The 26932-nt window shown below is 68.4% G+C and carries 21 protein-coding genes and 1 pseudogene; 7 read left to right on the top strand and 15 right to left on the bottom strand.

Going from position 1 to position 26932, the window contains the following annotated elements; all coding sequences use genetic code 11:
* Positions 1–27: 27 nt before the first annotated feature.
* Complete coding sequence (locus tag HWX39_RS04100) at positions 28–927, bottom strand: LysR family transcriptional regulator (RefSeq protein WP_175965679.1); 900 nt, start codon at positions 925–927, stop codon at positions 28–30.
* 96 nt (positions 928–1023) lie between these two features.
* Between HWX39_RS04100 and HWX39_RS04095 the strand changes: the two genes are divergently transcribed.
* Positions 1024–1902 (top strand): aldo/keto reductase family oxidoreductase, encoded by an 879-nt coding sequence (locus HWX39_RS04095; protein WP_175965678.1) that lies wholly within the window; start codon positions 1024–1026, stop codon positions 1900–1902.
* A gap of 49 nt (positions 1903–1951) precedes the next feature.
* On the opposite strand, the gene HWX39_RS04090 is transcribed toward HWX39_RS04095, so the two are convergent.
* Entirely contained in the window at positions 1952–3154 is a 1203-nt protein-coding gene (locus tag HWX39_RS04090) for an MFS transporter (protein ID WP_175965677.1), read from the bottom strand.
* Positions 3155–3224: 70 nt separating this feature from the next.
* Here HWX39_RS04090 and HWX39_RS04085 point away from each other — a divergent pair, with 70 nt between their 5' ends.
* Positions 3225–4274 (top strand): AraC family transcriptional regulator, encoded by a 1050-nt coding sequence (locus tag HWX39_RS04085; protein WP_175965676.1) that lies wholly within the window; start codon positions 3225–3227, stop codon positions 4272–4274.
* 121 nt (positions 4275–4395) lie between these two features.
* On the opposite strand, the gene HWX39_RS04080 is transcribed toward HWX39_RS04085, so the two are convergent.
* Both HWX39_RS04080 and HWX39_RS04075 read right to left on the bottom strand, forming a co-directional pair.
* Positions 4396–4563 carry a hypothetical protein gene (locus HWX39_RS04080; RefSeq protein WP_174378269.1) on the bottom strand — a complete coding sequence of 56 codons (168 nt, stop codon included), beginning with the start codon at positions 4561–4563 and terminating at the stop codon, positions 4396–4398.
* Positions 4564–4612: 49 nt separating this feature from the next.
* The gene (locus tag HWX39_RS04075; protein WP_244134927.1) at positions 4613–6499 is read right to left on the bottom strand and encodes a DUF3857 domain-containing protein; all 1887 of its coding nucleotides are present in this window, start codon (positions 6497–6499) and stop codon (positions 4613–4615) included.
* A 253-nt stretch (positions 6500–6752) separates the two neighbouring features.
* On the opposite strand from HWX39_RS04075, the gene HWX39_RS04070 reads away from it, so the two are divergent.
* Positions 6753–6911 carry a hypothetical protein gene (locus HWX39_RS04070; protein ID WP_175965675.1) on the top strand — a complete coding sequence of 53 codons (159 nt, stop codon included), beginning with the start codon at positions 6753–6755 and terminating at the stop codon, positions 6909–6911.
* Positions 6912–6980: 69 nt separating this feature from the next.
* Here the strand turns inward: HWX39_RS04070 and HWX39_RS04065 are convergent, their stop codons facing one another.
* Positions 6981–8951, bottom strand: coding sequence for an APC family permease (locus HWX39_RS04065; protein WP_175965674.1), 1971 nt, complete (start codon positions 8949–8951; stop codon positions 6981–6983).
* A gap of 210 nt (positions 8952–9161) precedes the next feature.
* Positions 9162–9669 (bottom strand): annotated as a pseudogene (locus tag HWX39_RS04060) (glucokinase); the annotation flags it as partial.
* 482 nt (positions 9670–10151) lie between these two features.
* Between HWX39_RS04060 and HWX39_RS04055 the strand changes: the two are divergent.
* Positions 10152–11015 (top strand): crotonase/enoyl-CoA hydratase family protein, encoded by an 864-nt coding sequence (locus HWX39_RS04055; protein ID WP_175965673.1) that lies wholly within the window; start codon positions 10152–10154, stop codon positions 11013–11015.
* 48 nt (positions 11016–11063) lie between these two features.
* On the opposite strand, the gene pdeR is transcribed toward HWX39_RS04055, so the two are convergent.
* Positions 11064–13067 (bottom strand): cyclic di-GMP phosphodiesterase, encoded by a 2004-nt coding sequence (pdeR, locus tag HWX39_RS04050; RefSeq protein WP_175965672.1) that lies wholly within the window; start codon positions 13065–13067, stop codon positions 11064–11066.
* Positions 13068–13175: 108 nt separating this feature from the next.
* On the opposite strand from pdeR, the gene HWX39_RS04045 reads away from it, so the two are divergent.
* A complete protein-coding gene (locus HWX39_RS04045; RefSeq protein WP_208458825.1) occupies positions 13176–13556 on the top strand; it encodes a hypothetical protein in 381 nt (126 codons plus the stop codon).
* A 75-nt stretch (positions 13557–13631) separates the two neighbouring features.
* Here HWX39_RS04045 and HWX39_RS04040 read toward each other — a convergent pair whose 3' ends face one another.
* From HWX39_RS04040 to HWX39_RS04030, 3 genes are all read right to left on the bottom strand, one after another.
* Positions 13632–17282 carry a hydantoinase B/oxoprolinase family protein gene (locus tag HWX39_RS04040; protein WP_175965670.1) on the bottom strand — a complete coding sequence of 1217 codons (3651 nt, stop codon included), beginning with the start codon at positions 17280–17282 and terminating at the stop codon, positions 13632–13634.
* Between the two features lie 120 nt (positions 17283–17402).
* Positions 17403–18701 (bottom strand): MFS transporter, encoded by a 1299-nt coding sequence (locus HWX39_RS04035; protein WP_175965669.1) that lies wholly within the window; start codon positions 18699–18701, stop codon positions 17403–17405.
* 78 nt (positions 18702–18779) lie between these two features.
* The gene (locus tag HWX39_RS04030; protein WP_011356168.1) at positions 18780–19553 is read right to left on the bottom strand and encodes a putative hydro-lyase; all 774 of its coding nucleotides are present in this window, start codon (positions 19551–19553) and stop codon (positions 18780–18782) included.
* 206 nt (positions 19554–19759) lie between these two features.
* Between HWX39_RS04030 and HWX39_RS04025 the strand changes: the two genes are divergently transcribed.
* Together HWX39_RS04025 and HWX39_RS04020 are read left to right on the top strand one after the other, a co-directional pair.
* The gene (locus tag HWX39_RS04025; RefSeq protein WP_175965668.1) at positions 19760–20692 is read left to right on the top strand and encodes a LysR family transcriptional regulator; all 933 of its coding nucleotides are present in this window, start codon (positions 19760–19762) and stop codon (positions 20690–20692) included.
* Between the two features lie 167 nt (positions 20693–20859).
* Positions 20860–21702: a hypothetical protein gene (locus HWX39_RS04020; RefSeq protein ID WP_175965667.1), complete on the top strand. Its 843-nt coding sequence runs from the start codon at positions 20860–20862 to the stop codon at positions 21700–21702.
* A 93-nt stretch (positions 21703–21795) separates the two neighbouring features.
* On the opposite strand, the gene HWX39_RS04015 is transcribed toward HWX39_RS04020, so the two are convergent.
* The 5 genes from HWX39_RS04015 to HWX39_RS03995 all read right to left on the bottom strand — a co-directional run bounded on the left by HWX39_RS04015 (position 21796) and on the right by HWX39_RS03995 (position 26921).
* The gene (locus HWX39_RS04015; RefSeq protein ID WP_175965666.1) at positions 21796–23496 is read right to left on the bottom strand and encodes a hypothetical protein; all 1701 of its coding nucleotides are present in this window, start codon (positions 23494–23496) and stop codon (positions 21796–21798) included.
* A gap of 197 nt (positions 23497–23693) precedes the next feature.
* Entirely contained in the window at positions 23694–24020 is a 327-nt protein-coding gene (locus HWX39_RS04010; RefSeq protein WP_175965665.1) for an antibiotic biosynthesis monooxygenase, read from the bottom strand.
* Between the two features lie 65 nt (positions 24021–24085).
* The gene (locus HWX39_RS04005) at positions 24086–25072 is read right to left on the bottom strand and encodes a YkgJ family cysteine cluster protein (RefSeq protein ID WP_175965664.1); all 987 of its coding nucleotides are present in this window, start codon (positions 25070–25072) and stop codon (positions 24086–24088) included.
* A complete protein-coding gene (locus HWX39_RS04000) occupies positions 25066–25875 on the bottom strand; it encodes a MetQ/NlpA family lipoprotein (protein ID WP_175965663.1) in 810 nt (269 codons plus the stop codon). Before HWX39_RS04000 ends, HWX39_RS04005 begins: the two co-directional genes overlap by 7 nt.
* Positions 25872–26921 (bottom strand): formylglycine-generating enzyme family protein, encoded by a 1050-nt coding sequence (locus HWX39_RS03995; RefSeq protein ID WP_175965662.1) that lies wholly within the window; start codon positions 26919–26921, stop codon positions 25872–25874. The genes HWX39_RS04000 and HWX39_RS03995 overlap by 4 nt, the downstream gene beginning before the upstream one ends.
* Positions 26922–26932 lie beyond the last annotated feature (11 nt).

Genomic DNA, 26932 nt, shown 5'->3' with positions numbered 1-26932 from the left:
CGTCGCCCGCCCGCAGGCAAGCAACGCTCAGGATGCCTTGATGAAATCGATGAACGCGCGCAGTGCGGGCGGCACGAGACGGCGCCCGGGGTAATAGAGGAAGGGGCCCGAAAACGGCCGCCACCACGGTTCGAGCACGCGTTCGAGCGCCCCGCTGTCGAAATGCGGTCGCAACCAGTCCTCGAAGAGATGCACGATGCCCGTGCCGGCGATCGCCGCGTCGACGACCAGGTCGGTCGCGCCGCCGATCTGCACCAGCAGCGGCCCGGCGGCCGGCTGGATCCGCACGACCTCGCCGTCGCGCTCGAACTCCCACGGCGGCATTGCGCCGCTCGCGAACCGCCCCCGCAGGCAACGATGCGCGAGCAGTTCGCGCGGATGCCGCAGCCGGCCATGACGGTCGAGATAGCCGGGGGCGGCCGCGGTCGCGAACCGCTGGATGCGCGGGCCGATCGGCACCGCGATCATGTCCTGCTCGAGCCGTTCGTCGTAACGGATGCCCGCGTCGCATCCGGCCGCCAGTACGTCGACGAAATTTTCGTCGGCGATCACTTCCAGCCGGATGTCCGGATACGCATCGAGAAAGCGCGGCACGATTGCCGGCAGCACGAGCCGCGCCGCGCTGACCGGCACGTTGAGCTTCAGCGTGCCGGCCGGTCTGTCCCGGAATTCGCCGATACCGTCGAGCGCCGCCGCCACTTCGGTCAACGCGGGGCCAAGACGCGCGAGCAGGCGCTCACCGGCTTCGGTCGGCACGACACTGCGCGTCGTGCGATGCAGCAGCCGCACGCCAAGCTGCGCTTCCAGCCGGCGCACGGCCTCGCTCAGCCCCGACGCGCTGAGGCCCGTCACGCGCGCGGCGTCACGGAATCCGCTGGCGCGCGCCACGGCCAAGAACGCATTCAGATCACCCAGATCGGCTTGCATTGTTCGCCTTTTCGTACAACCCGTGCGGATTATGCCGGCTTATCGCGCAGGCGGCCAATGCCTATGCTGGTCGCATTCATCAACAGGAGCACCGTCATGTCCGACATTCGACACACCGCCGCCTTCCGGCTCGGCAATCGCCACGTCAAACGGATCGGCTACGGCGCGATGCAGCTCGCGGGGCCCGGCGTGTTCGGCCCGCCGAAGGACCGCGACGCGGCATTGCGCGTATTGCGCGAAGCCGTCGCGTGCGGCGTCGACCATATCGACACCAGCGATTTCTACGGCCCGCACGTCACCAACCGGCTGATCCGCGATGCATTGCATCCGTATCGCGACGATCTCGTGATCGTCACCAAGATCGGCGCGCGGCGCGGCGACGACGCATCGTGGCTGCCCGCGTTCGCGCCCGACGCACTCGAACGGGCCGTGCACGACAACCTGCGCAACCTCGGGCTCGATGTGCTCGAGGTCGTCAACCTGCGCATCATGTTCGACCCGCACGGGCCGGCCGAAGGATCGATCGAAGCGCCGCTGAGCGCACTCGCCGAACTGCAGCGGCGCGGGCTCGTCCGCCACGTCGGCCTGAGCAACGTCACGGCCGCGCAGGTCGCGGAGGGGCGCCGGATCTGCGACATCGTCTGCGTGCAGAACCACTACAACATCGCGCATCGCGACGACGATGCGCTGATCGACGCGGTCGCCCGGGACGGCATCGCCTACGTGCCGTACTTTCCGCTCGGCGGCTTCTCGCCGCTGCAGTCGTCGACGCTGTCCGGCGTGGCGACGCGCGTCGGCGCGACGCCAATGCAAGTCGCGCTGGCGTGGCTGCTGCACCGCGCGCCGAACCTGCTGCTGATTCCCGGCACGTCGTCGGTCGCGCATCTGCGCGAGAATCTCGCGGCGGCCGACCTCGATCTGCCGGAAGACGCGCTCGCGGAACTCGACCGCATCGCGGACGCCGGCGCCGCCTGACGGACGAGCGCCGCCGGGCCCGCGCGCGAAGCACGGGCCCGGCGGCCGGTCAGGACACCGCCACGCCGACCCGCTTCGGTACGCCGGTCACGATCGTCGCAACCGCGACGGCCAGCACGACGGCTGCGGCAACGAACACGCCGGCCGCACCGTTCGCGTCGAATACGACGCCGCCGGCTGCCGCGCCCGTGGCGATCGCCAGCTGGATCGCCGCGACGATCAGCCCGCCCGCACTCTCGGCTTCGTCGGGCACGGTGCGCGTGACCCACGTCGACCAGGCGACGGGTACGCCGCCGAACGCCATCCCCCACAACGCGACGAGCACCGCGTCGATCATCGGCGCGCGGCCGAGCGCGACGAGCGCGACGCCGAGCACGACCATCAGCGCGGGCATCCCGATCAGCATCGGCCGCAACCGGTGTTCGAGCACACGGCCGGCGAGCGACGTGCCGACGAAGTTGGCAATGCCGTAGCCGAGCAGGATCGCCGACAGCCCGTTCACGCCGACGCCCGCAACCTGTTCGAGGAACGGCCGCAGGTACGTGAAGAACGCGAAATGCCCGGTGAACACGAGGATCGTCGCGAACATCCCGAGGCCGACGGTCGGCCGGCGCAGCACGTCGATCAGCGTGCGCAGCCGTGTCGTGCCGCTCGGCGGCATCGACGGCAGCGTGATGACCTGCGACACGAACGCAACGCCGCCGAGCACGGCCGCGATCAGGAACACGTTGCGCCAGCCGATCAGGTGACCGAAGTAGCTGCCCATCGGCGCGGACGCGATCGTCGCGACCGCCACGCCGCTGAAGATGATCGACAGCGCACGCGGCACCATCGCCGTCGGCACGAGCCGCATCGCGGTGGCCGTCGCCATCGTCCAGAAGCCGCCGAGCGCGATGCCGAGCACGACGCGGCCGATCAGCAGCGTCGTCAGGTTGGGTGCGAACGCAACCGCCAGGTTCGATGCGACGAGCAGCACCGAGAACGCGAGCAGCACGCGCCGCCGGTCGATCGTGCGCGTCAGCGCCGAGATCAGCAGGCTGGTGACCAGCGCGACCGTCGCGGTGGCGGTGACGGCCTGCCCGGCCACGCCTTCGGTCACGCCGAGGCTGTCGGCCATCGGCGTCAGCAGGCTCGCGGGCAGGAATTCGGCCGTGACGAGCCCGAAGACGCCGAGCGTCATCGCGAATACCGCGCCCCAGGCCGGTTCGCGGGGGGCCGCCGTCGAGGCGGCCGTGGAGATTCCGGGATTCATGCGTGGTTCCGTGTTGGCTAGGGAAAGTACTGATGAGAGCGTATCGTAAGGAACCACGTCAGGACGGTCTATGACATACAATCCGCTCTTGTTGATCGATCGTCCGAATCTCGATATGTCCGAGCCCCTGCTTCCGCCCATCCCCGACGTGCACGACCTCGTCAGCGAGCTGCTGCTGGGGATGCGCCTGAGCGGCGTCCAGTACCGTCGCATCCAGGTCGCGCGGCCGTTCGGGCTGAACTTCGGCCATGTGACGGGCCGCGCGCAGTTCCATTTCGTCGGGCGCGGGCCCGTGCTGCTGCGCGACGCGTCGGGCGACACGATGCGGCTCGAGGCCGGCGACGCGATCCTGCTGCCGCGTGGCGGCATGCACGCGCTGGTGTCCGATCCCGATGCGCCGTGCCGCGAGATCAACGGTTTCGAGGTCGCGAAGATCTGCGATACGGTGGCGTCGGTGGCGCCGGCCGGCGTGTCGCCCGCCCGTTGCGCGACGACCGAGCCGGGCGCCGGCGATGCGCTGATCTTCAGCGCGTGCATGGAGCTCGACCTCGGCGGCATGCAGCCGCTCGTCGGCACGATGCCCGAGTTCATGCACGTCGGCACGCTGCTTGCGCGCTACCCGGAAATCCGCCCGATGCTCGATGCGATGGAGCGCGAGGCGTGCTCGGCGCGGGCGGGCTTCGCGGGCATCCTCGCGCGGCTCGCGGATGTGGTCGCGGCCTTCATCGTGCGCGGCTGGGTCGAGTGCGGATGCGGTGATGCGACCGGCTGGGTGCAGGCGCTGCGCGAGCCGAAGCTCGGCCGCGCGATCGTCGCGCTGCACCGCGACCCGGGCCGCAACTGGAGCGTGGCGGAACTCGCGACCGAAGCCGGCGTGTCGCGCTCGGTGTTCGCCGAACGCTTTCTCGCGGCCACCGGGATGACGCCGGTGCGCTACCTGACCGAGCTGCGGATGCGGCTCGCCGCGCAATGGATCACGCGCGACCACGAAACGATCGAGGCCGTCGCGTACCGGCTCGGCTACGGTTCGCTCGCCGCGTTCAGCCGCGCGTTCAAGCGCGTGGTGGGCAAGCCGCCGGGCGCCGTGCGCGCGGACGGCGAGGTGCGTGTCGAAGCGTAATGCGTGATGCCTGACGCTTGACGTGCGACGCTGACCGGGGCCGCTACGCGTTGCTTCGTTCCGAAGTCGCACATTCGCCGGCGGTGCTCAAGTCGCCGCCGCGCGTGACGTCCTTCCGCTTTCAGCCGCTGCGCGCGTCGAGCTTGTCGACCAGCGCCGTCGCGCATTGCACGGCGAGCGCAGCGCACTGCTCTGCATCCACAGGCGCGCCGTTCGCGACGGTGCCCTGCACGATCCGGCCCAGCAAATCCTTCGAGAGATCGGCGATCTCGTAGTCCCGTTCCGTCATGATGTCCTCCTGTGCGTTGGCCGATGGCGGCGACGCGCCCACTGCCCGTTCAACGCCCCTTCGCCCGCACGACGATCTGCGCCTGCGTGTCGCGTTCGATGCGTTCGAGCGACGCGCGCAGCGCCGTGAATTCGTCCGCCGTACACACCTGACGGCCAAAATTCGCCGTCATCCGCCGCGTGACCTGCACGACGCGCGCGGCCGCGTCGAATACGTAATGCGACGTGAAGTCGACGAAGCGGTCGTGCACGGTCGTATCGGCCGGCAGGTCGGTCACCGCGACGCCGGCCGGCAGCGCAATCTGGCCGGTCTCGTCGAACGTACCGCCAACGCAGCCCCACGGCTGCGTGCGCACGGGCTCGGCGAGCCAGCTCTCGACCTGCGTCGCGATGCCGCCCGTCAGGCTCGACAGCGCGGGCAACGCGGTCGTGCCGTCAGGCCACACGAAATGATCGAGCGTGCCCGACATCGTCACGTCGAACGGCCCGTCGGTGACGCGCCGGTCGCTGGTCGACAGTTGCGCGCGGCCGCGCAAGCCGCTTTGCCGGAGACGCTCGGTCGCGAGCTGCTCGATGCGCTCGTGCGTCGCGCGGCGAAACACGTTGCGTTCGAGTTCGGCCGTCCAGCCGTCGTCCTCGACGTACGCGTGAAAATGCGTGGCGTCCGGCCCGGCCGCATCGATCCCGACCCGCGCGATACGGCCGCGCGGCTGCGTGGCCGGGGTGCGCGACAGCACGCCCGTGTCGACCCGCAGCGCGGGACGATCCATCACGATCGGCGGCAGATAGCCGAATGCGATGCCGGCCGTCGTCGTGTCCGCATAGCGCGCGAGATCGGGCAGCCACGTGATCGCGTGATTGATCGCACCGCCGCCGTAGCCGGGCACCGACGGCAGCGTGTAGACGGATCCGAGATTGAGCAGCACCGGTTCGCTGCGAATGCCGACCGCCGCGAGCAGCGCGCCGAACAGCGCGACATGATCCTTGCAGTCGCCGTAGCGGTTGCGCAGGATGTCCGTCACGTGATGCGGCGCGGCAGCCGTTTCGCCGAGAAACAACCCGACGTAACGGATGTTCGCCTGCACCCAGTCGTACAGGATGCGCGCCTTGTCGCGCGGATCGGCGACACCCGCGGTGAGCGTGCGCGCCAGCTGCGCCACGACCGGATCGTCCGCGCCCGGATCGACGGCCGCGTTGCGGTAGCGCGCGGCGAACGCCGCGTAGTCGGGCAATGTCGACACGACGAGGCGGTCGCCGTAGGTCGCGTAGCCGACCGCGCCGTTCTCGATGCGGTCGTACGGGCCGTGCCGGTAGTCGAATTCGTAGCGCGTGCGGCCGTTCGCGGTGACCGGCGGCAGCGCGACGTAGCCGCGCGCATCCGCATACAGCGGCATGTCGGCGGGCATGTCGAAGATCAGCCGCTGGCTGTCGACCGGCTCGCGCGACGGCGCCACGGTATAGCCAAAGTAGCCGCGGTTGACCGGCTTCGTGCGGGTCTTGCGGAACGCCACGCGCGTGCTCGACCCGGATTCGACGCCGGGAAACACGACGGTGCGCAGCAGCCCGTCCTGGAATGTCGGCGCGCCGGCCGAGCGCGGTTCCTGCACGTCACGGATGCCGTCCGCACCGACCGGATGCGCGACACCGTCGCGGTCGATCGTCTCGGCCGCGAGCAGGTCCACCTTCTCGAGATTCTTGTCGAACCACACGTAGCGCTGCGCGATTGCATCGATACCGTTCGCGTCGTTCGCGCGCAGCGTCGAATCGTCGTGCTCGTCGAGCGAGCCGTCGTGCTGGATCACGAATTCGTGGACGTCGCTGACGACCGTGACGGGCGCTTCGTCGGCGACGTCGTTCGCCCCACCCACCGCCGGGCCCGTGCCCGGCGGCGCGCCGACGGCGTTCAACGCGCCGAACGCGGCAGCGCACGCCAGCATCCGGCCGGCCAGGCCGACAGAAAAGCGCACCACATCGCACCTCGTCGCGGTTCACGGAAAGCGCGGTCGTGCAACGGACAGAGTCAACCGCGCGACCCTCGTGTCGACCAGTGTGGGCGACGCATACGCACGCGTCAAGCCGGCGCACGCCGACCTACAATGAGACATGAAAGCGTCGTCGCATGCGGCCGCCGGCATTCGCTCGAACGCCGAACACCGCAGAAGGATCGTCCGCCCGCGACCGGGAGACACCATGGAAAACGGGATCGTGGAAGTCGTCGTGCTGCTGGCGTTTGTCGCGCTCGCCGTGCTGTTCTTCATCAAGCGCCCGGGGCGCGACCGACTGAGGGCCAAATTCCATCACCCGCCGCTGCGGCGGCCTCACCGCCCGCATCGGCATCATCAGCCCTGACGGCTGCTCCCGGCAGTCGCCCACACGCTTGCCGCGCCACGCTCATGCGAGCGCGTACGCGCCGCACCGTTACCCGACGTTCATCGGCAACAGCACCATCTGCTTGCCCTCGACGTGCAGGCGCGCCTGCAGCTCGACGGGCGTCTGGTTGTGCAGCCAGGCCGTGAGGAAATTCACGCGCCGGAAGATCAGCTTGCTCGCGAAGCACACGGCGTTCGGGTACTCGTCGAGCGTCGACGACGCGAGGTTCATGAATTCGACCAGGGGATTCGTGCCGAACGCGATCCGGTAGTCGGCCGCGATGCCGTTGCGGCGGCAGTGCGCGACATAGTAGTCGAGCGCTTCGGTGATCGAATGACGCAGCCGTTCGAGATGCTCGTGCCCGTCGTACGCCTTCGCATCGACCTCGCCGACCGCGAGGAAGATCACGTTGCGGAAATGCCCGGGAAACAGCCGGTTGACCCACAGCAGCGCGTGCATGCTCGCGCCGCGATGCTTGCCGACCAGCAGCACGGCCGTCGGTTGCGACGGATCGGGCTTGCCCGGCGCGGTAGCCTCGTCGACTTCGGGCGGTTTGCCGGAGAACAGCGCATCTTCCTTCGCGAGCTGCGCGCGCGTGTATGCGTAGTGGCGGTTGATCATGAAGCACAGCGCGATCACCGCGCTCGTCACGAGCACCGTGAGCCAGCCACCCGCCGTGAACTTCTCGATCAGCGTGATGACGAGCACGGTCGCCGTCACGCTCAGCCCGAGCGCCGACAGGAAGAAGTGCTTGAACCAGCCCTGCTCGCTGCGATGGCGCCACCAGTAAGTGCACAGCCCGAGCAGCGACAGGCTGAACGTGAGGAACACGTTGATGCTGTACAGCACGACGAGCACGTCGACGCTGCCGTGCGTCCACAACAGGATCAGCAGGCTCGACAGCCCGACGACGATGATCCCGTTCTGCCGCACGAGGCGCCCCGACAGGTCGCGGAAATGGCGCGGCACCCACGAATCCGACGCCATGTTCGACAGCACGGCCGGGCCGTCGAGGAAGCCCGTCTGCGCGCCGACCATCAGCAGCCCGGCCTCGAACGCGAGCACGGCCGCGAGCAATGCGTGGCGCGCGAATGCCGAGCCGAGCCCGAGATGGTCGATCACGCTGCCGAACACGACCGCGTTGAGCGTCTGGCCTTCGACCGGCCGCGCGTGCCACAGCATGTACAGCAGGATGATGCCGCCGGCCGTGAACGCGAGCGAGGTCGACATGTACCACATCGTCACCTTGCCATTCGGCACGCGCGGATCGGCGAGCATGTTCACGTTGTTCGACACGGCCTCGAGGCCCGTATAGGTGCCGCCGCCGAGCGAGAACGCGCGCATCAGCAGCGCGAGCATCACGAATACGCCGAGCGACTGCGACATCCCGTGCGCCTCGTGCACGGCATCGGGCACGATCATCGCGAGGTTGCCGCCGTGCACGGCGATGCCATAGACGATCAGCGCGAAGTGCAGGATCACGAAGCCGACGAAGATCGGCAGCAGCACCATGATCGATTCGCGCATCCCGCGGAAGTTGAGCCCCGTCATCAGCAGGATCAGCACGATCTCGGTCGTGAGCTTGAACGCCTGCGCGCTCACCGGCAGCAGGCTGAAGAATGCGTCGACGCCGCTCGCGAGCGACGTCGCGACGGTCAGTACGTAGTCGACCAGCAGCGCCGCCCCCGATACGAGCCCCGGCTTCGACCCGAGCAGCGACGTCGCGACGCGATACCCGCCGCCGCCCGTCGGGAACAGCTCGATCACCTGGTTGTAGCCGAGCGCGATGATGAATACGGTGGCCGACGTCGCGAGCGCGAGGAACAGGGCGAGCGGCGTGTGGTGCGCCAGCGCGAGGAACGCTTCTTCCGGGCCGTAGCACGACGACGACAGCCCGTCGGCGCCGAGCCCGACCCAGGCCAGCAGCGGCGTCACGGCGATCGCATGCCGCGTGCGCGGATCGAGCGGGTCGAGCGGCTTTCCGACGAGCAATTGCCAGACCTTCTCAAGTCTTGTCACGACGCCTCCCGATCGCGCTACGCCGAAGCCTCTCCATCAACGATAAATGAGCTGCCGATCAACTTCCAGTCCGCACATTCCATAGGCAAACGCCGAATCCGGAAGATTTTCTTTCAGGATGCCGACACGATGACGACTGAACGATGACATTGCGGCCCGCTGCCGCCGCATCGAGCGCATGTGTCTTCAATCGGCCTCGCCGAGCACGCGCGCCAGCAGCCGCGATACGCCGGCGAACGCCGGATAGGGCGCGGTGATCACGAACGTCGGAATACGCGCGAGATAGCCCGCGAAGCGGCCTTTCGCCTCGAAGCGTGCGCGAAACGGCGATGCATCGAAACGGGCGCCGAGGCGCGGCCCCCCCGCCGCCGATATGGATGCCGCCGGTCGCGCCGAGCGTCAGCGCCAGGTTGCCCGCGAACGTGCCGAGCATTGCGCAGAAGCAATCGAGCGTCACGCCGCAATCCGCATCGCCCGCGAGCATGCGCTCGACGATGACGGCCGGATCGGTCTCGACGATCGCACGGCCGTCGCGCGCGGCCAGCGCCTCATGAATCGCCGCGATCCCCGGCCCGGCCGCGAGCCGCTCGAACGACCCGTGCGGCCAGCGCTTGCGCGCATGGGCAAGTACCCGGTCCTCGCGCTCGTCCGACGGCGCGAACGACACGTGCCCGCCTTCGCCGGACAACGGCACCCACGCTTCGCCCGCACGCACGAGCGCCGGGGAGGAGAGCCGCGCCCCTGCGCGCGGAACGACGCGTGCAGAGATGAACGGGCGCGCGATTCTAACGCGGCAAAAAATTCGCCGGATACCCGTCGGGCCCGATGCATACCCTGCACGCCGAGCGGTCGCGACGCGTTCCCCGCATTGCCAATTCGCGGTTACGACTGCGCGCATCGCACGCGGCATTGCCGCGCCGTTCGCAGGTTTGCCGACATCCGGCATGCCCGCGTTCCGTCGTCACGTCCGGAACGCCGCGATACCGGCCCGGCCGGTCCCCCCACGCTCCCCGACCGCTCGTCCGGGACCGCCGCCCTGCATGGGCCCGCGCGGCTTTCGGGTGACCCACTCCACAGATACGCCGAATGTGCGCGCGCAACAATGGCGATGCCTCGCGCCCGGCGCCCGTCAGGACACTCGCCTCCTGCACGGCACCGGGCGCGATGGTCTTCAAGAACCACATCTCACGAGGACATACCATGCAACTCCAATCCCATCCCGCGTGCCGCCCGTTTTACGAAGCTGGCGAACTCACGCAACTGACCGCCTTTTATGAAGAGGGACGTAATGTCATGTGGATGATGCTGCGATCGGAGCCGCGGCCGTGCTTCAACCAGCAACTCGTTACCGACATCATCCATCTCGCGCGCGTCGCACGCGACTCGGGCCTGCCGTTCGACTTCTGGGTGACGGGCTCGCTCGTCCCCGAGCTGTTCAACGTCGGCGGCGACCTGAGCTTTTTCGTCGACGCGATCCGCAGCGGCAAGCGCGACCTGTTGATGGCCTATGCGCGCTCGTGCATCGACGGCGTGTACGAGATCTACACGGGCTTCGGCACCGGGGCGATCTCGATCGCGATGGTCGAGGGCAGCGCGCTCGGCGGCGGGTTCGAGGCCGCGCTCGCGCATCACTACGTGCTCGCGCAGAAGGGCGTGAAGCTCGGGTTTCCCGAGATCGCGTTCAACCTGTTCCCGGGCATGGGCGGCTATTCGCTCGTCGCGCGCAAGGCCGATCGGGGCATTGCGGAGCAACTGATCGCGACCGGCGAAGCGCACGCTGCCGAGTGGTACGAGGATCGCGGCCTGGTCGACCAGACGTTCGACGCGGGTGACGCGTACCTCGCGACGCGCACCTTCATCGACGTGACGAAGCCGAAGCTGAACGGCGTGCGCGCGATGCTGCGCGCGCGCGAGCGGGTGTTCCAGCTGACGCGCTCCGAGCTGATGGACATCACGGAAGCGTGGGTGCATGCGGCGTTCACGATCGAGCCGAAGGATCTCGCGTACATGGAACGCCTCGTGATGCTGCAGAACCGGCGCGTGTCGAAGCTGCGCACGGTGTAATGCGACGGGCGCCGCCGCTTGCCGGCGGCGCCTGTTCGTGAACGAAGCTCAGGCGATCAGCCTGAGCTTTCTCGTCTCCGCGAGCCACGCCTCGAACGCCTGTGCCGGCATCGGGCGGGCGTAGTAGTAGCCCTGCGCATGATCGACGTCGAGCTGCTTGAGGAATTCGGCTTCCGCATGCGTTTCGACGCCTTCGGCGACCACCGCGAAATTCAGCGCCTTCGCGAGCGACACGACCGAGCGCACCAACGCCTGCGAGCGCGGATTGCGGTCAATGCCCGTGATGAAGCTGCGGTCGAGCTTGATCGCGTCGAGCGGCAGGCGCGACAACTGCGACAGCGACGAATAGCCGGTGCCGAAATCGTCGAGATGGATCTGCGCGCCGAGCTGGCGGAACTGCCGCATCAGCCCGTTGGCCGCATCCTCGTCCTCGATGAAACAGCTCTCGGTCAGCTCGATGTCGAGCAGGCCGGGCTTCAGCCCCGCGGCGTCGAGGATCGACGCCATCTGGTTCACGATGTTCATGTCCTGCAACTGCCGCGCGGACACGTTCACCGCGATCCGGATGTCGAGCCCCTTCGCCTTCCACGCGGCAGCCTGCGCGGCCGCGGTACGCATCACCCAGCGCCCGAGCGGCGCGATCAGGCCCGACTCCTCCGCGAAGCGGATGAACTCGATCGGCGCGACGAGCCCGCGGTCGGGCGACTGCCAGCGGATCAGTGCCTCGACGCCGTGCACGTCGCCGGTCGCGATATCGACGACCGGCTGGTAGTGCAGCACGAACTGCTCTTCCTCGAGCGCCTTGCGCAGGTTCGTGTCGAGCCACATGTACTTCGCGACCTTCTGGTTCATCTCCAGCGAGAACACGCGGTACGTATGCTTGCCCTCTTCCTTCGCGACGTACATCGCGGTATCCGCGCTGCGGATCAGCGTCTCGAGCGAATCGCCGTGCTGCGGATGCATCGCGATGCCGATCGAGCAGCTCGTGTAGACCTCCATCAGCCCGAGATGAATGGGCGTGCGCAGCCGTTCGAGAATGATCTGCGCGGTCGCTTCGAGCAGCGGCCGCGTGCCGTGCTCGAACAGCACGAGGAATTCGTCGCCGCCGAGCCGCGCGAGCGTCGCGCCGGACGGCAGGCAGCCGCTGATGATCGCCGACACGTCCTGCAGCAGCCGGTCGCCGGTGATGTGCCCGTAGTGATCGTTGACGCGCTTGAAGTTGTCGAGATCGAGGAACAGGATGCCGACCTGCCCGCGCGATGCGGCGGTCTCGGCCGCAATCGCCGCGTGGATGCGCTCGCTGATCGCGTGGCGGTTCGGCAGCCCGGTGAGCACGTCGGTGTTCGCGAGTTCGATGAGCCGATGCTGCGCGTTGCGCTCCTCGGTGATGTCGATGCCCGAGCAGATCAGGAACTGCTCCTCGACGCCGCTGCCGCTCTGCACGAACTTGTTGCGGAACTGGAACAGGCGCGGCCCGTTGACCGTGTTGATGTAGCGCTCGACCGCGAACGAGTGGTTGCTCGCGAAAAAGCCCGTGATGTTGCTGCGCGACTGCGCGCCCTGCTCGGGGCTCATGAACAGTTCGAACGCGCTGCGGCCGATCACGTCGACCTCGCGCTTGCCCGTCACTTCCTCGCACAGGCGGTTGAAGCGCTGCACCATCCCGTTGCGATCGAGAATCACGACGAGCGAATTCACTTCGGACACGACCTGCTCGGCGAACGCGAGCCCGTGCGCGAGATCGCCCGCGACGGATTCGGTATCGGAATAGGCGGAGGCCGTGCCGGCCCAGTCGGTCGTGTCGACTTTCCGCCCGACGAGATGAAGGCTCACCGGTTCGCCGAACAGCGTGATGTCGAGCACGAGGTGCGACGTGACGCCGGTCAGCGCGCGAATGCGCGCGGCCTGTTCGCCCGTCAGCGCGACGGCGACGTTGGTCAGGCCGCGGACGGCCGCCAGTTCGAGGGCATTGCTGTCGCTGCCGAGACGCCAGCAGGGGCTGCGCGTACCTACGTGCGCCTCGAGCACCGCGCTATCGTTTTCGTCATCCATGGAGACGCCCCGATCCAGAAAAAACGCACAGTGTAGACGGAGGCGACCCGGCCGGCCGCCCTTCCGGGGCGCGCGTCGCGCGTTCCCGGCAGGGCAACCGTGATTGCCGTGAAGATGGGCCTCGTCCCGTACTTGTTTCCAGCTAATGCGACCCGGCGTTCGCGCGTGATGCGCGCAGGTGCTGCCAAACGAATGATGAGAGCCATCTTATCAAATGACGATCAGGATTGGCACTCACATTTAGAGCAGAGTGTCAAGGAATTGGGACTCGATTGGCAAGCCGGATTTTTCATGATTGGCGGCCTGCTCAATCGCGTTTGCGACGGTGCGGGACGGGTTCGGCGAATCGGGCTGAGCGCCCCGCCGGGCGGGCGTTTGCGGCTGATTCCAGCCGTCATGGACAGCGCTGTGACAAGCCATCTGCGACAGGGTCGGATCGCGTTGCGGCGACCCGACTTTTCGTCGATTTTGATTCCTTTCGTGCGCTAATACACAACTTTATTCCACAGTCCGTTGCAATGCCGTTCGAGCATCGGCGCCGGTCGCCGGCGCCGGTCGCGCGGCTCAGCCCGCCGTGCCGTATCCGCCGCCGCCCGGCGTTTCGACGACGAACACGTCGCCCGGCGCCATCTCCGCGCGGCCGATATGGCTGAGCGTCTCGACCGTGCCGTCCGCGCGCTCGATCGTGTTGCGGCCGAGCGCGCCGGCCTCGCCGCCCGCCGCGCCGAACGGTGCGTGGATCCGGTTGTTCGACAGGATCGACGCGGTCATCGGCTCGAGGAAGCGGATCCGCCGCACCGCGCCGTCGCCGCCGCGCCAGCGCCCGCCGCCGCCCGAGCCGGCGCGGATCCGGTGCGAGTCGAGCCGCACCGGGTAGCGCCATTCGAGCACCTCCGGATCGGTCAGCCGCGAGTTCGTCATGTGCGTCTGCACCGCGCCGACGCCCGCGAAGCCGTCGCCCGCGCCGCTGCCGCCCGCGATCGTCTCGTAGTACTGGTAGCGATCGTTGCCGAATGTGAAGTTGTTCATCGTCCCCTGGCTCGACGCGACGCAGCCGAGCGCGCCGTACAGCGCGTTGGTGATCGCCGACGACGTCTCGACGTTGCCCGACACGACCGCCGCCGGATACTCCGGGTTCAGCATCGAGCGCGCCGGCACGATCACCGTGAGCGGCTTCAGGCAGCCGGCGTTCAGCGGGATCTCGTCGCCGACCAGCGTGCGGAACACGTACAGCACGGCGGCCATGCACACGGCCTTCGGCGCGTTGAAGTTGTTGTCGAGCTGCGCGGACGTGCCCGTGAAATCGATCTCCGCGCGCCGCGCCGCCCGGTCGACGCGGATCGCGACGCGAATCTCCGCGCCGTTGTCGAGCAGATAGCGGTACGCGCCGTCCTGCAACGCGCCGATCACGCGCCGCACGGCTTCCTCCGCGTTGTCCTGCACGTGCCCCATGAACGCGAGCACGACGTCGCGGCCGAACTGCGCGACCATCCGGCGCAGTTCGTCGACGCCTTTCTGGTTCGCGGCGACCTGCGCGCGCAGGTCGGCCATGTTCTGCTCGACGTTGCGCGCCGGGTAACGGCCCGACGCGAGCAGCGCGCGGGTTTCCGCATCGCGCAGCGTGCCGGCCGACACCAGTTGCCAGTTGTCGATCAGCACGCCCTCCTCGTCGATATGCGTCGAATCGGGCGGCATCGAGCCCGGCGTCGTGCCGCCGATGTCCGCGTGGTGGCCGCGCGAGCCGACGTAGAACAGCGGCGCGTCCGAGCCGTCGGCGAACACCGGCGTGATGACGGTCACGTCCGGCAGGTGCGTGCCGCCGTGATACGGGTCGTTCAGCATGAACACGTCGCCGTCGCGCATGCGGCCGCGGTTGCGCTCGATCACCGTGCGGATGCTCTCGCCCATCGAGCCGAGGTGCACCGGCATGTGCGGCGCGTTCGCGATCAGGTTGCCGTCGCCGTCGAAGATCGCGCACGAGAAGTCGAGCCGCTCCTTGATGTTCACCGAGTACGCGGTGTTCTGCAGCCGCAGCCCCATCTGCTCGGCGATCGACATGAACAGGTTGTTGAAGATCTCGAGCCGCACCGGATCGGCGTCGGTGCCGAGCGAGCGGCGCGTCGGCAGCGGCGTCGTGCGCGTCAGCACGAGGTTGCCCTGCGCGGTCATCCGCGCGCGCCAGCCAGGCTCGACGACGGTCGTGCCGTTCTTCTCCGCGACGATCGCCGGGCCGTCGATCGCGTCGCCGGCCAGCAGCGTGTCGCGCACGTAGAGCGCCGCGTCGTGCCATTGCCCGCCGGAATGGAAGCGCACCGCGGAATGGGCGCGTAGCGCGGCATCATCGCCGTTGCCCTCGTTGCGCGGCGCGAGCGGCGCGATCTCCACCGGCGCGTCGGAGCGGCCGATCGCCTCGACCGACGCGAGCTCGGCGACGAGCGGCGTGCCGGGCATCAGGAACGCGTAGCGCTGCCGGTATGCGGCCTCGAACGCCTGCTGCATCGCGGCGACGCTGCCGGCCGGCACGTCGAGCGCCGAATCGGTGCCCTGGTAGCGCAGGTGTACGCGCCGCTCGGTCGCGATCCGCTCCGGCGGCACGCCCTGTTCGAGCAGCGCGCCGACGGCTTCGTCGGCCAGCCGGTCGAGCGCCGCGTTCAGCGCCGGCAGCGACGCGTCGGACAACACGGCCTCGACCGCGCGCTCGCGCATCGCGGTCTGGTCGGCGAGGCCCATCCCGTACGCGGACAGCACGCCCGCGAGCGGATGCGCGAACACCTGCGTCATCCCGAGCGCGTCGGCCACGCCGCACGCGTGCTGGCCGCCCGCGCCGCCGAACGTCGTCAGCACGTAGCGCGACACGTCGTGGCCGCGCTGCACGGAAATCTTCTTGATCGCGTTCGCCATGCTGCCGATCGCGATTTCCAGGAAACCTTCGGCGAGCGCCTCGGGCGTCTCGCGCCGCCCGGTGGCCGCGTGGATCTCGTCGGCAAGCGCCGCGAACTTCGCGACCACGCCGTCGCGGTCGAGCGGTTCGTCCGCATGCGGGCCGAACACGCGCGGGAAATGATCGGGCTGGATCTTGCCGAGCATCACGTTGCAGTCGGTCACCGTCAGCGGGCCGCCGCGCCGGTACGCGGCCGGCCCCGGGTTCGCGCCGGCCGATTCCGGCCCGACGCGCAGCCGCGCGCCGTCGAAGCCGAGCACCGAGCCGCCGCCCGCGGCAACCGTATAGATGCTCATCATCGGCGCGCGCATCCGCACGCCGGCCACCTGCGTCTCGAACACGCGCTCGAACTCGCCGTGGTAGTGCGACACGTCGGTCGACGTGCCGCCCATGTCGAAGCCGATCACGCGCTCGAAGCCGGCCGCCTGCGCGGCGCGCACCATCCCGACGATGCCGCCGGCCGGGCCCGACAGGATCGCGTCCTTGCCCTGGAACGCGTCGGCGCGCGTCAGCCCGCCGCTGCTCTGCATGAACTGCAGGTTCACGCCCGGCATCTCGTGCGCGACCTGCTCGACATAGCGGCGCAGGATCGGCGACAGGTACGCGTCGACGACGGTCGTATCGCCGCGCGACACCATCTTCATCAGCGGCGACACCTCGTGCGACACCGATACCTGCGTGAATCCGATGCGGCGCGCCAGATCCGCCAGCGCGCGTTCGTGCGCGGTGTAGCGATAGCCGTGGATCAGCACGATCGCGAGCGCGCGCACGCCGGAGTCGAACACGCGGCGCAGCGACGTTTCGGCACCCTGAACATCGAGCGGCACGACGACGTCGCCATGCGCGCCGATGCGCTCGTCGATCTCGACGACGCGCTCGTACAGCGCATCGGGCAGCACGATGTCGAGATCGAACAGGCGCGGCCGGTTCTGGTACGCGATGCGCAGCACGTCGCGAAAGCCGCGCGTCGTCGCGAGCACGGTGCGTTCGCCCTTGCGCTCGAGCAGCGCGTTGGTCGCGACCGTCGTGCCCATCTTCACCATCTCGACGCGCTCGGGCGTGATCGGCTCGCCGGGCGCGAGGCCGAGCAACTGGCGGATCCCGGCCACCGCCGCGTCGCGGTATTGCTCGGGGTTCTCCGACAGCAGCTTGTGCGTGACGAGCGTGCCGTCGGGCCGGCGCGCGACGATGTCGGTGAACGTGCCGCCGCGATCGATCCAGAATTGCCAGCGTGCGGCGTCGGAGGGAACGGGGGAAAGGTGTCGGTCAGTCATGATGTCGGGTCGATGCGTCGTTGAGTCGAGGGACGAGCGCCGCCGCACGGCGCGCGTCGCGCGCCGCGTCACCGGGTCGGTCAAAGGGGGAGAAAAACGAAGGGCCGGCCGGCCCGCCGCTCAAGCGGCGTCGAGTTCGCGGCCGCGTGTCTCGGGCAGCGTCAGCGCGGCGACGATCACCACGCCGTACGCGGCGACCGCGAAGATGCCGATGCTCGTGCCGAGCCCGTATTGCTTGGACAGCGCACCGATCAGGAACGGGAACAGTGCGCCGATCGCGCGGCCCACGTTGTAGCAGAAGCCCTGGCCGGAGCCGCGCACGCGGGTCGGGAACAGCTCGGTGAGGAACGCGCCCATCCCCGAGAAGATGCCCGACGCGAAGAAGCCGAGCGGAAAGCCGAGCCACAGCATCGACGCGTTGGTCAGGTTCAGCGACGTGTATGCGAACGCGATCACCATCGAGCCGACCGCGAACAGGATGAAGTTCGGCTTGCGGCCCAGCCGGTCGGTCAGGTACGCGCTCGTCAGGTAGCCGACCCACGAGCCGAAGATGATCATCGCGAGATAGCCGCCGGTGCCCATCACCGTGAGGTGCCGCTCGGTCTTCAGGAAGGTCGGCAGCCACGTCGTGATCGCGTAGTAGCCGCCCTGCGCGCCGGTCGTCAGCAGCGCCGCGCGCAGCGTCGTCGTGATCAGCTTCGGCGCGAAGATCTCGGTGAGGCGCGGCGCATCGGCTACTTGCGCCTGCGCGGCCTTTTCCTTCTCGTAGACGTCCGGCTCCTTCACGTAGCGGCGGATCGCCACGACCAGCAGCGCGGGCGCGAGGCCGACGAGGAACAGCGCGCGCCACGCCTGCTCGGCCGGCAGCACCGAGAACAGCAGCGCATACAGCAGCGCGCACAGCCCCCAGCCGATCGCCCAGCCCGACTGCACGAGACCGACCGCCTTGCCGCGGTCGCGCGCGCGGATCACTTCGCCGATCAGCACCGCGCCGGCCGTCCATTCGCCGCCGAAGCCGAAGCCCATCAGCGCGCGCGCGGCGAGCAGCTGGTGATAGTTCTGCGCGAGCCCGCACAGCGCGGTGAACACCGCGAACCACAGAACGGTGAGCTGCAGCGTGCGCACGCGGCCAATCCGGTCGGACAGAATGCCGGCGATCCAGCCGCCGGCTGCCGATGCGAGCAGCGTGATCGTGCCGATGAAGCCCGCGTCTGCGAGCGAAATGCCCCAGGTCGCGACGAGTGTCGGGATCACGAACGACAGCATCTGCGTGTCCATCCCGTCGAGCATGTAGCCGACCTTGCAGCTCCAGAACGCGCGGCGCTCGCGCGGCTGCGCATCCCCGTACCACGAGAACAGGCCGCTACGCTCGAGGGGCGCGGGCTCGGCGGCGGGGGCCGCGAGGGTCTTGCTTTCCATGGTGATGCTCCTGTCGTTGTGCGCCGTCAAATGGCGATCGTGCGTGCGGTGTGTCGTGCGGGTGGCCGTCGCCCCGGCTCAGAATACGGCCAGCGATGCGTTCGTGATGTCGGTCATCAGCATGTGGCCGGGCGTATGCGCGATCGCGATCGGCAGCTTCGCGTCCATCAGCGCGGTTTGCGGCGTCACGCCGCAGGCCCAGAACACCGGCAGCTCGCCGTCGCGGATCGTCACCGCGTCGCCGAATTCGGGGGCGTTCAGATCGGCAATGCCCAGTTCGCGCGGATCGCCGAGATGGATCGGCGCGCCGTGCACGCCAGGAAACCGGCTCGTGATCTGCACCGCGCGGATCGCGTCGGCGCCGCGCATCGGCCGCATCGACACGACGAGCTGGCCGCCGAAGATCCCCGCGCGGCGGTTCGGAATCGACGTGCGGTACATCGGCACGTTACGCCCCTCCTCCACATGGCGCAGGCCAATCCCTTCGCGGGCCAGCATGTCCTCGAACGAAAACGAGCATCCGATCGCGAATACGACGAAATCGTCGCGCCACAGTGCTTCCAGCGACTCGACACGTTCGGTCAGGCGGCCGTCGCGGTAGACGTTGTAGCTCGGCACGTCGGTGCGGATGTCGAGATCCTCGCCGAGCGCGTCGACCCGGAACGCACCCGGTTCGCCGACGCCCAGCAGCGGGCAGGCTTTCGGGTTCGCCTGGCAGAAGCGCAGGAAATCGTGCGCGACCGCCTCGGGCAGGATCGCGAGGTTCGCTTGCGCGTACGGGCCGCAATGGCCGGCGGTCGGGCCGCGGAACGCGCCGTGGCGCACGGACTGGCGGAATTCGGAAGGGGTCATGAGGGTCTGTCGCAGATCGGTATGTCGTCGGGATGACGGTGCCGTGTCATCGGATACGGCGAAGAATAGAAAAGAAAAAATTTTGACGCCAACGAGTTTTTCTGCGCTTCGTGTATAGAATTTCTTAACGGATCTTGGGGTTTTCCCAGGCTCCGTTCACTTTTCTTCACCGGCAAAGTGCGCATCCGCCCCATCGCCCGACCGCCATGAACACGCGTTTTCTCGAAACCTTCGTCACGCTCGCGAAGCTGCGCAACTTCCGCACGACGGCCGCCGCGCTGCACGCGACGCCGGCCGCGATCTCGCAGCGCCTGAAGGCGCTCGAGGACGAACTGCAGACGGTGCTCGTCGACCGCGACAGCCGCGAATTCCGGCTCACGCCGAACGGCGAATACCTGCTCGGCTATGCGAAAGCCGTGGTCGAGGCGACCCAGGAGCTGCTGGCCGCCGCCTCCGGCGAGCGCGCGCTGCGCGGCAAGCTGCGGCTCGGCGTGATCGAGACCGTCGTGCACAGCTGGCTGCCGCACTACATGCGGCGGCTGGCGGCCGACTATCCGCAACTCGAGATCGACCTGACCGTCGACGTCAGCGTCGTACTGCAGCGCCGGCTGATGGCGGGTGAGCTCGACCTGATCATCCGTGTGGAAGGCAGCGACGAGGCGTCGGTCGTGTGCGATGCGCTCGCGAACTATCCGGTGCGCTGGATCGCGCGCGCGGGGCTGCTGCCGAACACGCGCACGGGGCTCGCGCGGCAGGTGCTGCGCCAGCCGATCCTCACTTACGGGCGCGGCACGGCGCCCCACCGGGCGCTCGAGGATATCGTCCGCACGCTCGCGCACGCGCACGGCGTGCCGCTGTCGGACACGCGCATCACCGGGTCGCCGTCGATCTCGGTGATCGTGCAGCTCGTGCGCGACGGGTTCGGCGTCGCGGCGATTCCGGTGCTGTTCGTCGACGCGTTGATCGAAAGCGGTGAAGTCGTGGAGCTGCCGCTGCAGCCGTCGCCGCCGTCGATCGTCGTGTCGATGTCGCGGCGGGCGGACGCGCCGAGATTCGTGCATGGCGCATCGATTGCGGCGCGGGCCGCCTGTCACGAGTACTGCGAGAAGAGCAAGCGGTTGCTGGTCGAAGCGCTTTGATGCGGTGCGGGCCTGCGGATGGCGAGGCCGGGCAGCCGGCACGGATTCGACATCGCCGCCCGAATCACCCACAATCGCCAGCGACGCGTGCGCGCCATGTATCGCGAATGCCGGCACGGCCGTCCGGCATTGACCGCTTCGCACGCCCTGCACAACAGGAAGGCAACATGCAGACTCGCCCCGCTTCCGCTCGCCTGAACCTCGCGCGCGCCGTCATCGTCGCGCTGTACGTCGTGTCGCTGCTGCTGCCGGTCGCCGCCGAACCGCCGAATGCGGCTGGCGCAATAAACTGGCTGCGCGGTTACATGGTGCTCGCGATCGGCCCGCTCGCGATCCTCGACCTGCAATTCGCCTGGCTCGGCAATCCGCTGCTGGTCGTTGCGCTGATCAAGCCGAACCGCATCGTGTCCGCGCTGCTCGCCGTGGTCGTGGTCTTCGCACTCGGATGGCACACGATACCGACCGGCCCGGACTTCAAGCCCATCCACGCATTCGGCATCGGGTACTACCTGTGGATTGCGGCAATGGTTGGCGGCGCCGCATTGCCTTGGATCGGCGGGCGCATGAAGAAGGAAGCCGTCGCGCCAGCCGATTCCAGCGACGCGGCGCAACCCGGCACCGCACCGTCACCGCCCGTTTCGCCGATCCCGCCGGGCCGCTGGGCCGTGACCGCGACCGATACGCGCATCGAGGCGACCGACCCGAAAGGCGCAACGCACGGAATCGCGCTGTCCGACCTCGGCGCGGTCGCGATCGAAACCACCGACCAGGGGCCGTACGAATCGGATGTGTGGTGGATCCTGTTCGATACGAACAAGCAGTTCGCGTGCGGGTTCCCGCAGGACGCCGAAGGCGCGAAAGCGGCCGTCGACCGGCTGCTCGACCTGCCTGGCATCGACCACCGCAAGGTCATCGACGCGCAGACGTCGGTCCAGAACGCGATGTTCCCGATCTGGCAGCGCGCGGCGCGGGCGGAGCCGAAAGACGACGTAGCACAACGCACCGACTGAACCCGCACCGCGACAAAGCCAAAGGGCACGGCCACGCAAACCCGCAGCCGTGCCCGTATCACCCGGCCTCAGCCCGCCGGGCGCTCACCTGCTTCAGTGCCACCGCCCGGCATCCGTCCCCGGCGCGAACTCGATCCCCCGCAGCACTTCCGCAAACTTCGCCGTCCTCAGCACCGCGAACTGCTCGTGCGCGGCCGTCGTCGCGCTGGTGTTCTTCAGCACGTCACGCACGGCAACCAGCCGGTTCGGATCCGCACCGATATCGCCGTTGCCGCTGACCGTCGACGTAATCGCCCAGATCGTCACCGTGCCGTCGCGTTCGACGCGGCCCGTCAGGTTGCGCAGGCCAGCCGTCGCCGGTGCCCACGGCAGGCCCGTCGCCGAATTGTTGCCCGTCGGATAGCCTGCGACCGAATACGGCTGACCGAGGTTCAACCCGTTCTGCAGCGTGTATGCGAGCTTCCACTGCTTCGCACCTGCGTCGTAGACCCACTTCTGCAAGCCGGCGGTCGTCTGCGCAGCGGCATGCGTATACAGGTCCGCGCCGCCCGTATAGCCGTCGCCTTCGTCCGCGACATAGAGCGTGTTCGCGTCGGCGAACCAGATCCCGAACGGATAGGAGAGCGTCGTCGCGGTCTTGTTCGGCGTGGCCGGGAAGCCGGCCAGCACGCACATGTTGTTCGGCAGGCCAGCCGTCTGCAGCGTGGCCGCGTTGTAGGCGAGCGGCGCCGTCGGCAGCGCGGCCTTCGGCGACGGCACGCCGACGCCCGACGGGCACGCGGTGCCAGTCGTATCGACGAAGTACACGGTGTTCACGCCGTTGCCGCCGCTGCCCTTCGTGTAGTACACGACGTTGTCGTGCACCGTGATGCCGCGGAAGTTGTCGTCCTTGCCGATCTTGTCGGCCTTCGCGCCGAGTGCCGTGACCGAGAAGCTCGCGAGCGGCGTCGGCACGCCCGGATCCTGCTGCGCTTCGTGACGCTTCGCGCCGTCGATGAGCTGGGCGCCCGCGCCGAGGATCACGTTGTCCGGCTGCGGATTCGAGCCGTTGCCGGCGTTGCCCGACGTGTAGTAGAGCTCACGGCCGTCGCGATTGTTCAGGATCGCCGCGCGGCCGTTGTTGCCGCTGTACGCATTCGTCTCAGTGAAACGGAAATGCCCGTGGCGATCGATGCGCGCGATCGCGCGATAGAAGGTCTGCCCGTCCGGGTTCGTCGTATCGACCGCGAGCGGCGTGTTCGAGTTCGACACGTCGATCGCATTGACCGGTGCGACGTAGCCCATGAACGTCAGATAGTTGCCGTCGAGGGACAGGTGCAGGCCGAGTTCCGACTTCGAGCTGAAGCTCGTCACCATCTGGTCGCGCGCGAAGCCTTTTTGCAGACTGTTCGGCACTTCGAGCGTGCCGACGACACCGCCGGCCGGCGTGATCTGGTCGAGGAAGATGCGCGAAGTGATGCCGAAGCTGCCGTCGTAGCGGTCGTTGTTCCACACGTACGGATAGGTGCCGTCATTCGGCGCGCCGGATGCCGTGCCGCAACCGCCGGTGGTCTTCGCGCAGTTCGGCGGCAGGATCGCGCCGGGCTGGACGTTGCTCGACACGTTGTCGTACACGCTGCGGCTGAGGACCAGGAAGCCCGGCACGAAGCCCGGCGTAAAACGGCTGTCGCCGTCGTTGTCATGCGGGGCAGCGTGCGCGCCGATGCTCGCGGCAATCAGCGTCAGTACGAAGACGGGAACGGTACGATCGCGCAGCGCGCGGCGGCGCTTCGCGGACAAGGCGAAATTCGGCATGGACAAGGCTCCGTACGACATCGAGTGAGGATGTTGTTGGTGGACAGACTGACGACGTGAAGCCCCGCCACCTTAGCCATGCTTGATGAAGAATTGATTGCACACGAGCGCGGGGAAACCCGCGCGCCAACCCGGGCTGCCGAGCGCGGCGCCTCGTTATTGATCCGTAATGCGAAAGAAATGAATCAGACAGCCGTTCAGGCGGGTTGCCCCGCATGCGGCTGCGTGAGCTTGCCGTCGCCATACTCGCGCAACACTTTCGAAATCACGACGCGATAGCCGTCCAGCCAGCGCGCCTGCTTCGTCTTTGCCTCGAGATGCGCCGGGTGCTGCATCAGCTGCTGCAGCGCGGCCTCCGACTCCCAGTAGTAGACGTTCTGGATCAGTCCCGATTCGGCGTTCTCCCATGTCTCCTCGCCGAGATAGCCGGGCGTCGCGCGCGCCATGTCGGCGATCTGCCGGTCGAGCCGGTGGAATTCGTCGTCGTATTGCCCGGCACGGAAAATGAAAGTCGACGCGTACATGCCCGCTCCATCGAAAGCGATTGAAAGAGCGCCGATTGTAAGACAAATGCAACATGCCGAGACCGTCACGCGGCGAGCGTATCGAAGTCGGGGCGGCCGGCGAGCCACGCATCGATGCGCGGTGCGTCTTCACGCATGTCGGTCGCGGGCGACGGCAGCGCGGCCAGCGCCTGTCGTGCGCGTTCGAGCGCCTGTGCGAAGCCACGCAACTCACGCGTCGCGGGACGGTCGTCGGCCAGCCGGCGCGCAAGTGCTGCGTCAATGTTCGTACCGATCAACGCGAGTTGCGCATCGATGAACGCCATGCACAGCGCGTGGCAATGCGCGGACACCGATGCAACGGCCAACAAGACCGGCGCGATCGACACGGTCAGGTAGCCGCCTGGCGCAAGCCGCGACAGCGCATGCCGCACGTCCTGCCCGCCAGCGGTCAACGATGCGAACACCGCATCTCGCCACACCGCGCGCTCGAACACGAGCGCTTCGCGATACGCGTCGAGCGCCGCACGATCCGCGACCTCTCCGGCCGTCACCAGCGGAATCGGAAATGAAGATTCAACGGACGATTGCGTGCGCGCCGTTTCGACGATGCAGTTCGCGCCGAGCCACGCCGCATCGTCGCGCCGCGCGGCCAGCACGCGGGGCTGCAACCGGTCCGGCAGCAACGGATCGAGCGGCACCGCGCGGCAGATCGACGGCTTGTCCGCATGCACGCTGCAGCGTCCGTCGTCGGCCAGCGCCGCGCAACGGCCAAGCGACGGATAGTCGTAGCCCTGCAGCGTCAGTGCGATCCATTCGGCTCCCCCGCTGCCCGTGCGATGAAACAACCGCGCCGCCAGCGCATCGGAAGCCGCGACGTCGTCCGCATCGAGCGCGTGCTCGCGGCCGCCGGCACGCCAGCGCTCGCCGATTCGCCGCTTCGGCACGCGACGGATCGCCAGCGCACCGACGAAGCGATGCCGATGCCGGAACAGTTCGCGCAACGACAGCGCCGGTGCGCTGTTGCAGCAGCGTCCGCATGCGTTGCATGCGAGCAGATAGGTATCTACCACGGCCGCCGTACCGAATCCTGGTAGCGCGTGAGAATGAAGCGCGCGACGTCGTCCGAGTGATACGCGGCGACGAGTTGCGTGACCCACGGCTTCGTGCGATCAGCCTCGCGCACCGTCAGCACGTTCGCATACGGCGAGCGCGCATCCTCGAGGCTGATGCTGTCACGCGCGGGTTGCAGCCCGGCGCGCGCGGCGTCGTCGCTGTCGATCGCGACGAACGCCGCCGTGTCGAGCGCCGCGTAAAGGCGATCGCGCCGCAGTGCGACGAGCTTCAGCCCGAGCCGGTTGCCGGTCACGTCGCGCAGCGTCGCGTGCAGGCCGGCCCGCTCGCGCAGCGTCACCAGCGTGTCGTTCTGCAGCAGCACGAGCGCGCGCGCCATCCCGCGCGGATCGGCGGGTATCGCGACCGTCGCACCGGGCCGCAGTTCGTTCAGGTTCTTCAGCCTGCGCGAATAGAGCGCCATCGGCAGCGTGACGGTCGGCGCGATTTCGGTCAGCGCATAGCGCTTCTGCGCGCGCGTCGCGGCAAGCTGTTGCGCATCCTCGAAGCTGGCCGCGTCGATCCGGCCATCGGCCAGCGCGGCGTCGATGCGCGATGCATCGTCGAATTCGACGACGTCAATGCCGAATCCTCGCGACGCGGCGACCCGCTTCACTTCATCCAGGATCTGCGCATGCACACCGCGTGTCACGCCGACGCGTACGGCCGGCGCAGCCGATTCGGCGGCAACGGTCAAACCCGAGTGAACGACCGCGCACGCAGCCATCAGCCACGCGCCCGCGCAAACCATGACGCGCTTCATGATGCATCCCTCAGTATCGTGCGAAACCCGATATGCGACGCGCCGAGATCGGCTTCCTGCTGTTCGCGCGACGACGCGCGATAACGCACGCAGTAGTCGCGCGAACACAGGAACGAGCCGCCCTTGATGACCATCGGCGTATCGTGCCGGCGCGTCGGCGGCGCGACGGCCGCCGTGTCGCCGTTCGTGTGCGACTGGTGCGGGCCCGTGTATGCGTCCTTGGTCCATTCCCATGCGTTGCCGATCATGTCGTAGAGCCGGAACCCGTTCGCCGCGTAGCAGCCGACGGGCGCGAGCCCCGCATGGCCGTCCTCGGCCGTGTCAAGCACCGGGAACACACCCTGCCAGTAGTTCGCGGCCGGCTTGCCCTGCGCATCGCGCGGCGCCGCGTCGAGCGATGCGTCGTCGCGGCCGGCCTTGCCCGCGTATTCCCATTCGGCCTCGGTCGGCAGGTCGCGGCCGAGCCAGCGCGCATACGCGAGCGCATCGCGCTGCGTGACGAGCGTGACGGGCAGGTTGCCGAGCCCGTCGACGCCGCTGCCCGGCCCGCGCGGATGACGCCACGATGCGCCCTTCACCCATGACCACCACGCCAGGTCACGCGCGTTCATCTCGTCGCGCGTCGGCACATGAAACACGGCCGCCCCATCCTGCTGTTCGGCCTCGGTCACGTAACCGGTCGCCTGCACGAACGCGGCGAACTGCGCGATCGTCACGTCGGTCTGGTCGATCCAGAATCCACCGACACGCGTGCGACCGTCGCCGACCGGGCGCTCGTCCGCGTAGCCGCGCGTGCTGCCGAACACGAACGCGCCGCCGTGCAGGTGCACCATCCCCGCCTTCGGGTCGTCACGCCACCCGGCCGGCAACCCCGAATAGCGCGCGCATTGGCGCTCCGAGCCGAGCGGGGCGAGCGCGCGGCCGCGATTCGCGTCGTCGAATGCGTCACCCGCCGGTGCGACGGGGTTGGCATAGCCGGCCGCGAACGCGGCGGCGAACAGCGTGGCGGCAAGCGCCGCGCCGATCGTCCAGAATCGGAACCGCATCGTGTCGCCCC

Source organism: Burkholderia sp. BCC0322 (assembly GCF_902833045.1).
GTDB lineage: Bacteria > Pseudomonadota > Gammaproteobacteria > Burkholderiales > Burkholderiaceae > Burkholderia.
This window is presented reverse-complemented; position numbering and strand designations above follow the sequence as displayed.